A 7,926-nucleotide genomic window follows, 5' to 3' on the forward strand; every position below is an offset into this window, starting at 1 on the left:
GACCCGCGCCGCCGGCGCCCCGGCCAGCCGCTCCGGGTCGCGCACGACGGCGGTGCACTCGTGACCGGCGCGCGCGGCGGCGTGCAGGAAGGCGCGGCCTGCGCGACCGGAGGCACCGAAGACGGTGATCCGCATGAAAGCACCGCGCCTTTCCGGACCGGGGAGGGACAGGGAACAGTACGAACGTGGCGCGCCCGGTCCCTGGGCGCAAGTCACGTGACCCGTCCGCACCGTCCGGCGCCGGGATTCACCGTGTGCACCGCACCGCGTGAACCACCAGGAACCGGGGGCGGCTCGACGGACTCGACCACCCTGCATCCCGGCCCCGCCGATTCCCCGCCCACGGACGGGACGCACCCGCCCCGCACACCCGAATGGGGCCACGGGACGGTGGAACGTGCGGCCGAAGGCGTGACGGACGGGGGCGGGGAGGCGGCAGACCGGGACCGCGCGCGACGGGCGCGCGCCCGGCGATCTCGTACGCTCTCCCCGCCCGTGCCGCCGGCAGGCTCCGGGCGCGGCCGGTGACCGTGCCCGTCCGACGTCAGCTCGACGTGCGGCCCGTCTCATGGCGGACGGTACCGGCCGACTCCGCACGTCCGCGCGCTAGTTGCCGCCCAGCACGTGGGCCGCCCGCCGTTCGGTCCCCGCCTCGGCGACGTCCTCCTCCCGCAGCGGGGCGTCCCTGCGTCCGCCGTTGGCGAAGAAGTCGGCCAGTACGAGCGTCGCCGCGCCGACCGTCACCGCGTCCGCGCCGAGCAGTCCGAGCCCGATCGAGACCTTCCCCGCCGGGCGCCGCAACGCGAAGCTGTCGGCGTGGCGGCGCACCGACGGGAGGATGTGCGGGCCCAGTTGGAGTCCCGCCCAGCCGCCGATCAGGACCTGCTCGGGGCTGAAGAGGTTGATGAGGTCGGAGAGTCCGGCACCGAGGTACTCGGCAGTCTCTTCCAGGACCGCGACGGCCACGGGATCGGCTCCGCCCCCGCTGCCCGGGTCCGCCGCCGCGAGCAGCGCCGTGACCCCCTCCTCCTCGCCGGCCCCCGCCGGCGGGGCGCCGCCCACCTCGCGCCAGCGCTCCAGGAGCGCCTCCGCCCCCGCGTACGCCTCCAGGCAGCCCCGCGCCCCGCAACGGCAGCGCCTGCCACGGACGTTGACCGTCAGGTGCCCCCACTCGCTCGGGCTGCCGTGCATCCCGCCCTGGACCACGCCCCGGGTCACTATGCACGCGCCGACACCCGAGCCGAAGAGCACGATGACGACGTCCTCGCTGCCCCGGCCGCCGCCGAACCACAACTCGGCCTGCCCCAGCGCCTTCGCACCGTTGTTGACGAAGAAGCCGACCTCGGCCGGGAGCCCGGTCGCGGTGCGCAGCAGCGTCTCCAGCGGGACCCCGTCCCAGCCGATCGTCTGGCCGAACACGAGCGCGCCCTCGCCCTCGGGGCGCTCCACGATCCCCGGCACGCCGACGCCCACGCCGAGCAGTTGGTCCGCGGGGACCTCCGCCTCGGCGAGCACCGCCGCGACCCCCTCGGCGACGGCGCGCACGATGAGGTCGACGTCGTAGCCGACGCCCGTCAGGCTCGTCTCCGTGCGCGAGAGTTCGGACATCGCCAGGTCGAACAGCTCGGTGCGCACCTTCGTCTCGCCGATGTCGACCCCGACGAGGTACCCGGCGCCGCGCGCGACGCGCAGCAGAGTGCGCGGCCGGCCGCCGTCCGACTCGACGACGCCCGCCTCCTCCAGCAGCCCGTCCGCCGTCAGCTCCGTGACGACGTTGCTGATGGAACCCGAACTCAAGCCGGTGGCGGGGAGTAGTGCCTGACGGCTCATCGGGCCGTCGAAATACAACCGTTGCAAAACAGCGGCGCGGTTGCCTCTTCGCAGGTCACGCACGGTTCGTCTGTGCCGTTGCACCATCTTGCCCCTTCCCGGACCGCAACATACCCCCGCCACAGCCCTTGACGCGACCTTCTCTCAGGTTTTAACTCACGTCCTAAATTAAGTCGTGAGGCCGTTCAGGGACTGAACGCCTTCACTCTTCCTTGGCCACCCCCCGGAAAGGGGCATACCGACATGCGCAGACTGCGAGCCGCTGCCGCTGCCAGTCTCGTCACGACCCTCGCGCTCACCGCTTCCGCCTGTGGCGGCGGGAGCGGCGGCGGGAGTGACAACTCCTCGCCCAAGACCCTCACGTACTGGGCCTCCAACCAGGGGGCGAGCGTGGCGGTGGACAAGAAGGTCCTGACCAAGGAACTCGCGAAGTTCACCAAGCAGACCGGTATCAAGGTCAAGCTGGAGGTCATCCCGTGGTCCGACCTCCTCAACCGCATCCTCACCGCCACCACTTCCGGTGAGGGCCCCGACGTCCTCAACATAGGCAACACCTGGTCGGCCTCGCTCCAGGCCACCGGCGCCCTCATGGACTTCGACGACGCCGCGTTCAAGGCGATCGGCGGGCGCGACCGCTTCGTCGACTCGGCCGTGGGCTCCACCGGCGCCGCGGGCAAGCCCCCGGCCGCCGTGCCCCTGTACTCCCTGGCCTACGCGCTTTACTACAACAAGAAGCTCTTCGCCGACGCCGGCATCGCCAAGCCCCCGGTCACCTGGGACGAGTTCGTCGAGGACGGCAAGAAGCTCACCAAGGGCAACACCTGGGGCACCGCGCTGGAGGGCAGCAACCTCTCCAACAACATCCACCAGGCCTTCGTCCTCGGCAAGCAGAGGGGCGCCGACTTCTTCGACGCCGACGGCAAGCCCACCTTCACCTCCGACGGCGCGGTCGCCGCCGTCAAGCAGTACGTGGACTGGATGGGCAAGGACAAGATCATCGCCCCCGGCAACGCCGAGTACAACCAGAACCAGAGCCTCAACGACTTCGCCAGCGGCAAGGTCGGCATGGTCCTGTGGCAGGCCGCCGACACCACCTTCCAGGCCCACGGCATGAAGGCCGAGGACTACGGCGTCGCGCCCGTCCCGGTCCAGTCCGGCACCCCGGGCACCGACAAGCAGACCAACTCCATGGTCGCCGGCATCAACATGGCCGTCTTCAAGAACACGAAGAACAAGGAAGGCGCCCTCAAGTTCGTCAAGTTCATGACGAGCAAGGACGAGTCGACCTTCCTCAACAAGACGTGGGGCTCCGTCCCGCCGGTGAAGGACGCGCAGGAGGACCCCGCGTTCAACAAGGGCGGCGCCGGCACCATCAAGGAGACCCTGCTCAAGAGCGCCACCGCGCTCCCGCAGGTGCCCAACGAGGCCCAGTTCGAGACGGCGGTCGGTACCGCCATCAAGGACCTGTGGGCCGACGCGGCGGGCAAGAAGGAGATCACCACCGCCGACGTGAAGGCCGCCCTGACCAAGGCCGAGCAGCAGATGCCGAAGTGAGCAACTGAACCATGACCGACACCCTGCCTGAAGCGCAGGCGACGCCGGGCCCCGCAGCGGGGCCCGGCCTGGTCGGGAAGAAACGGCGCAAGCCGATCCTTCCCGACCGCGTCCGCCGCGTGGGACTCCCGTACCTGCTGCTCCTCCCCGCCCTGCTCTTCGAGCTCCTGATCCACATGATCCCCATGGTCGTCGGGATCTTCATGGCCTTCAAGGAGCTCACCCAGTTCTACATCCGCAACTGGGGCCAGGCCCCCTGGGCCGGCCTCGACAACTTCAAGCTCGCCGTCGACTTCGACAAGCCGGTCGGCGAAGCCCTGCTGCACTCCTTCTGGGTCACCTGTGCCTTCTGCGTCCTCGCCGTCGCCTTCTGCTGGCTGATCGGCGTCGCCGCCGCGATCTTCCTCCAGGACAACTTCAAGGGCCGCGGCTTCCTGCGGGCGCTCTTCCTGACCCCGTACGCGCTGCCCATCTACGCCGCCGTCATCACCTGGAACTTCATGCTCCAGCACGACAACGGCATGGTGAACCACGTCCTGCACGACCAGCTCCACCTCACCGACGAGCGCTCCTTCTGGCTCATCGGCAACAACAGCTTCATCTCCCTGGTCGTCGTCGCGGTCTGGAAGACCTGGCCCTTCGCCTTCCTCATCGTCATGGCCGCGCTCCAGAACATCCCCAAGGACCTCTACGAGGCCGCGGCCCTCGACGGCGCCGGCACCTGGCAGCAGATCCGCAAGATCACCCTGCCCTCGCTGCGCCCCGTCAACCAGGTCCTCGTGCTCGTCCTGTTCCTGTGGACGTTCAACGACTTCAACACGCCGTACCTCCTCTTCGGGGACTCGGCACCGAAGAACGCCGACCTCATCTCCATCCACATCTACCAGTCCTCCTTCGTGACCTGGAACTTCGGCACGGGCTCGGCGATGTCCGTCCTGCTGCTCCTGTTCCTGCTCGTGGTCACGGGGCTGTACCTGTTCTTCACGTCGAGGAAGAAGGGCTCCGATGTCTAGCGCCGCACCCGTCGCCAAGACCGACGGCCCTCCCGGCAAGCCCCCTGTCGCCAAGACCACGCAGGTGCTCCACACCGGGCGCTCGCCGATGGCGCCGCCGCGCTCCTTCCAGGCCGTCCGCGTCGTCTTCCTGACGATCCTGACGATCTTCGTCGCGCTGCCGATCTTCGTCATGATCACCAGCTCGCTGAAGCCCCTCAAGGACGTCACCGGACAGTTCCGCTGGATACCGAGCGGCCTCACCATCCGGCCGTACATCGACATCTGGAAGACGGTGCCGCTCGCGCACTACTTCAGCAACTCGCTCATCGTGGCCGGGTCCGCCACGATCTGCTCGGTGATCATCGCGATCTTCGCCGCCTACGCGGTCAGCCGCTACAACTTCCGCGGCAAGCGCGTCTTCACCGTCTCGGTGCTCTCCACCCAGATGTTCCCCGGCATCCTCTTCCTGCTGCCGCTGTTCATCCTCTTCGTCAACGTCGGCAACGCCACCGGCATCCCGCTCTTCGGCTCGCGACTCGGCCTGATCATCACGTATCTGACCTTCTCGCTGCCCTTCGCGATCTGGATGCTCATCGGCTACTTCGACTCGGTGCCCAAGGAACTCGACGAAGCCGCCATGGTCGACGGCTGCGGTCCGCTCGGCGCGCTCTTCCGCGTCGTCGTGCCCGCCGCGATCCCCGGCATCGTCGCCGTCGCCGTGTACGCCTTCATGACGGCCTGGGGCGAAGTCCTCTTCGCCTCCGTGCTCACCAACGACGAGACCCGCACCCTCGCCATCGGCCTCCAGAACTACTCGACGCTCAACGACGTCTACTGGAACCAGGTCATGGCCGCGTCCCTCGTCGTCAGCGTGCCCGTCGTGGCCGGCTTCCTGCTGCTCCAGAAGTACCTGGTCACCGGGCTCACCGCGGGAGCCGTCAAATGACCCGCGACGCGAGGAGCCCCGCGAGCGAAGGACTCGACTACGCCGCCCTGCCCGAGGGCTTCACCTGGGGCGTGGCCACCGCCGCGTACCAGGTGGAGGGCGCCGTCGACGAGGACGGCCGCGCCCCCTCGATCTGGGACACCTTCTCGCACACCCCCGGCAAGATCGCGGGCGGCGACACCGGCGACGTGGCCTGCGACCACTACCACCGCTGGCGCGAGGACATCGGGCTCATCAAGGAGCTGAACGCGGGCGCCTACCGCTTCTCGGTCGCCTGGCCCCGGGTCGTCCCCGGCGGCGACGGACCGGTCAACGCCAAGGGCCTCGACTTCTACGACAAGCTCGTCGACGGCCTCCTCGCCGAGGGCATCGAACCCTTCGTCACCCTCTACCACTGGGACCTCCCGCAGGCCCTCCAGGACCGGGGCGGCTGGCCGAACCGCGAGACCGCCGAGCACTTCGCCCGCTACGCCGAGGTCGTCGCCGACCGCCTCGGCGACCGCGTCAAGCGCTGGGCCACCCTCAACGAACCGCTCTGCTCCTCCTGGATCGGGCACCTCGAAGGGACCATGGCCCCCGGCCTCACCGACATCGAGGCCGCCGTCCGCACCTCGTACCACCTCCTGCTCGGCCACGGCCTCGCCACCCAGGCGATCCGCGCCGCCGCGCCGGACTCCGAGGTCGGCATCGTCTTCAACCTCAACCCCGTCGACCCCGCCACCGGCTCCGAGGGCGACGCCGCGGCGGCCCGCCGCATGGACGGCCACGTCAACCGCTGGTGGCTCGACCCCGTGCACGGCCGCGGCTTCCCCGAGGACATGGTCGACGTCTACGGCGTCGCCCTGCCCGAGCAGCCGGGCGACCTCGACACGATCGCGCAGCCGCTGGACTGGCTGGGCCTGAACTACTACTTCCCGTCCGTGGTCACCGACGACCCCGGCGGCCCCCAGCCCTACGCCCGCGCCGTGCGCCGCCTGCACGTCCCGCGCACCGGCATGGACTGGGAGATCGACGCGAACGGCATCGAACGCATGCTGCTCCGGCTCACCGAGGAGTACGGGGCGCGGAAGATCTACGTCACCGAGAACGGCTCGGCCTGGCCCGACGTCGTCGGCTCCGACGGCTCCGTCGACGACCCCGAGCGCATCCAGTACCTGGAGGACCACCTCGCCGCCTGCGCCCGCGCCGCCCGCAAGGGCGCCCCGCTCGCCGGCTACTTCGCCTGGTCCCTCATGGACAACTTCGAGTGGGCCTACGGCTACGACAAGCGCTTCGGCCTCGTCCACGTCGACTACAAGACGCAAGGACGCACGGTGAAGTCCTCCGGACGCCGCTACGCCGAACTCGTCGCGGGCCACCGCGCCCGCGCCCGGCACGCCGCCTGACCCACCCGCAGCACCCCACGCGACGCCGCCGCACCCGAGCAGGGGTGCGGCGGCGTCCCGCGTCCGGGCGCCCTGCGGGCGGGGGCCCGAGCGCCCCGGGGCCGGGCGCTTCACCCGTACCGGCCGTACCCGCGAAGCGCCCCCCGCCCGCTCAGTGCGGCGGGTACTGGTCCCGGTAGTACGGCTCCGGCGGATACGCGTCACTGCCCGAGGCCGACCACGTCGCCGAATCCCGCGCCCGCTCCACCGCGAGCGCCAGCCGCCGCCTGCTGCGCGCGAGCACCAGACCGAGCACGAGCCCCGCGAAACCGCCCACGAGCAGGATGTTCCCCAGCACGGGCAGATCCACCCACGCGAACCGCCACGTCACCGCGTACCGCAGTACGGCCCCCACGATCATCAGCGCCAGCCCCGCCGCAGCCGTCATACGCCCTCACCTCTCCGCTCCATCGGCCGTCCCCTCACGCGAGTTCGAGCACAGGGCCCTCGGCGGCGAGCAGCCACGCCCCCTCCACCGCCGTCTCGGCCCCCGACTCCACGAGATGCACGGGCATCCCCAGCTCCTGCCGCAGATGCGCATCGAGGCCGTACAACCGCGCCCCGCCCCCGTGCAGCAGCACACCCCGCTCGAAGACGTCGTCCACCAGCTCCGGGGGAGAGGCGTCGAGCACCCCCGCGACGAGCCGCGCCACGTCCTCGTACACCGGGCGCAGCACCGCGCGGACCTCCGCCACCGTCAACTCCCCGACGCGCGGCAGCCCTTCGTCCCGGTCCTGGCCCCGTACCGGCAGCCGCGCGCCCGTCTCAAGGGCCGCCGCGAGCTTCGCCTCCTCGGCGACCTGCGCCCCGATCGTCAGCGCGTGCTCCTCGCGCGCGTGCCGCATCAGCCACGTGTCCACACTGCCCGCGCCCCGCTTGACCGTCCGCGTCACGAGCGCCGTGCCGAGCGCGATCATCGACGCCGATGTGCGGTGCTCCCCGACGTCCACGAGCAGCGCTCCCGCCGGGCTCCCGCTCACCCCCGCGCCCGCCGCCGCGGCGACCGAGTGCGGCACCGACCGCACCTGGTTGATGCCCGCGTCCCTGCACACCTGCCGCAGCACGTGCCGCTCCAGCGACGTCGCGTGATCCGGCACGCACACCACCGCCCGCGCCCCGCGCAGCCGCCGCGCCTTCCCCGAGGCCGCCCGCAGCGCCGAGCCGAGCAGCCGCGCGG

8 protein-coding genes are annotated in these 7,926 nt (G+C 70.7%); 4 read left to right on the forward strand and 4 right to left on the reverse strand.

All coding sequences use genetic code 11. The annotated features are described in order from the left end of the window. A partial coding sequence (locus G3I42_RS35075) for an NmrA family NAD(P)-binding protein (RefSeq protein ID WP_164291694.1) occupies positions 1-135 on the reverse strand: 135 nt, incomplete at its 3' end. A 471-nt stretch (positions 136-606) separates the two neighbouring features. Continuing rightward, the gene (locus tag G3I42_RS35080; protein WP_203607745.1) at positions 607-1,917 is read right to left on the reverse strand and encodes an ROK family transcriptional regulator; all 1,311 of its coding nucleotides are present in this window, start codon (positions 1,915-1,917) and stop codon (positions 607-609) included. Positions 1,918-2,073: 156 nt separating this feature from the next. Here G3I42_RS35080 and G3I42_RS35085 point away from each other — a divergent pair, with 156 nt between their 5' ends. The 4 genes from G3I42_RS35085 to G3I42_RS35100 all read left to right on the forward strand — a co-directional run bounded on the left by G3I42_RS35085 (position 2,074) and on the right by G3I42_RS35100 (position 6,710). After that, on the forward strand, positions 2,074-3,384 hold the full coding sequence (locus tag G3I42_RS35085) for a sugar ABC transporter substrate-binding protein (protein ID WP_164291696.1): 1,311 nt from the start codon (positions 2,074-2,076) through the stop codon (positions 3,382-3,384). Positions 3,385-3,395: 11 nt separating this feature from the next. After that, positions 3,396-4,397 carry a sugar ABC transporter permease gene (locus tag G3I42_RS35090; protein WP_164291697.1) on the forward strand — a complete coding sequence of 334 codons (1,002 nt, stop codon included), beginning with the start codon at positions 3,396-3,398 and terminating at the stop codon, positions 4,395-4,397. Between the two features lie 88 nt (positions 4,398-4,485). After that, positions 4,486-5,325, forward strand: coding sequence for a carbohydrate ABC transporter permease (locus G3I42_RS35095; protein ID WP_203607746.1), 840 nt, complete (start codon positions 4,486-4,488; stop codon positions 5,323-5,325). Then, positions 5,322-6,710 carry a GH1 family beta-glucosidase gene (locus tag G3I42_RS35100; protein ID WP_164291699.1) on the forward strand — a complete coding sequence of 463 codons (1,389 nt, stop codon included), beginning with the start codon at positions 5,322-5,324 and terminating at the stop codon, positions 6,708-6,710. Before G3I42_RS35095 ends, G3I42_RS35100 begins: the two co-directional genes overlap by 4 nt. Positions 6,711-6,861: 151 nt before the next feature. Here G3I42_RS35100 and G3I42_RS35105 read toward each other — a convergent pair whose 3' ends face one another. Both G3I42_RS35105 and G3I42_RS35110 read right to left on the reverse strand, forming a co-directional pair. Further along, on the reverse strand, positions 6,862-7,137 hold the full coding sequence (locus tag G3I42_RS35105) for a hypothetical protein (protein WP_164291700.1): 276 nt from the start codon (positions 7,135-7,137) through the stop codon (positions 6,862-6,864). Between the two features lie 34 nt (positions 7,138-7,171). After that, a partial coding sequence (locus G3I42_RS35110) for a rod shape-determining protein (RefSeq protein WP_164291701.1) occupies positions 7,172-7,926 on the reverse strand: 755 nt, incomplete at its 5' end.

It is taken from the genome of Streptomyces sp. SID11385, from assembly GCF_010548245.1.
Classification (GTDB): Bacteria; Actinomycetota; Actinomycetes; order Streptomycetales; family Streptomycetaceae; genus Streptomyces.

Coding starts and splice junctions, on each gene's coding strand:
- G3I42_RS35080 (WP_203607745.1), bottom strand. CDS start 1,917: ATGGTGCAACGGCACAGACGAACCGTGCGTGACCTGCGAAGAGGCAAC.
- G3I42_RS35085 (WP_164291696.1), top strand. CDS start 2,074: ATGCGCAGACTGCGAGCCGCTGCCGCTGCCAGTCTCGTCACGACCCTC.
- G3I42_RS35090 (WP_164291697.1), top strand. CDS start 3,396: ATGACCGACACCCTGCCTGAAGCGCAGGCGACGCCGGGCCCCGCAGCG.
- G3I42_RS35095 (WP_203607746.1), top strand. CDS start 4,486: ATGGCGCCGCCGCGCTCCTTCCAGGCCGTCCGCGTCGTCTTCCTGACG.
- G3I42_RS35100 (WP_164291699.1), top strand. CDS start 5,322: ATGACCCGCGACGCGAGGAGCCCCGCGAGCGAAGGACTCGACTACGCC.
- G3I42_RS35105 (WP_164291700.1), bottom strand. CDS start 7,137: ATGACGGCTGCGGCGGGGCTGGCGCTGATGATCGTGGGGGCCGTACTG.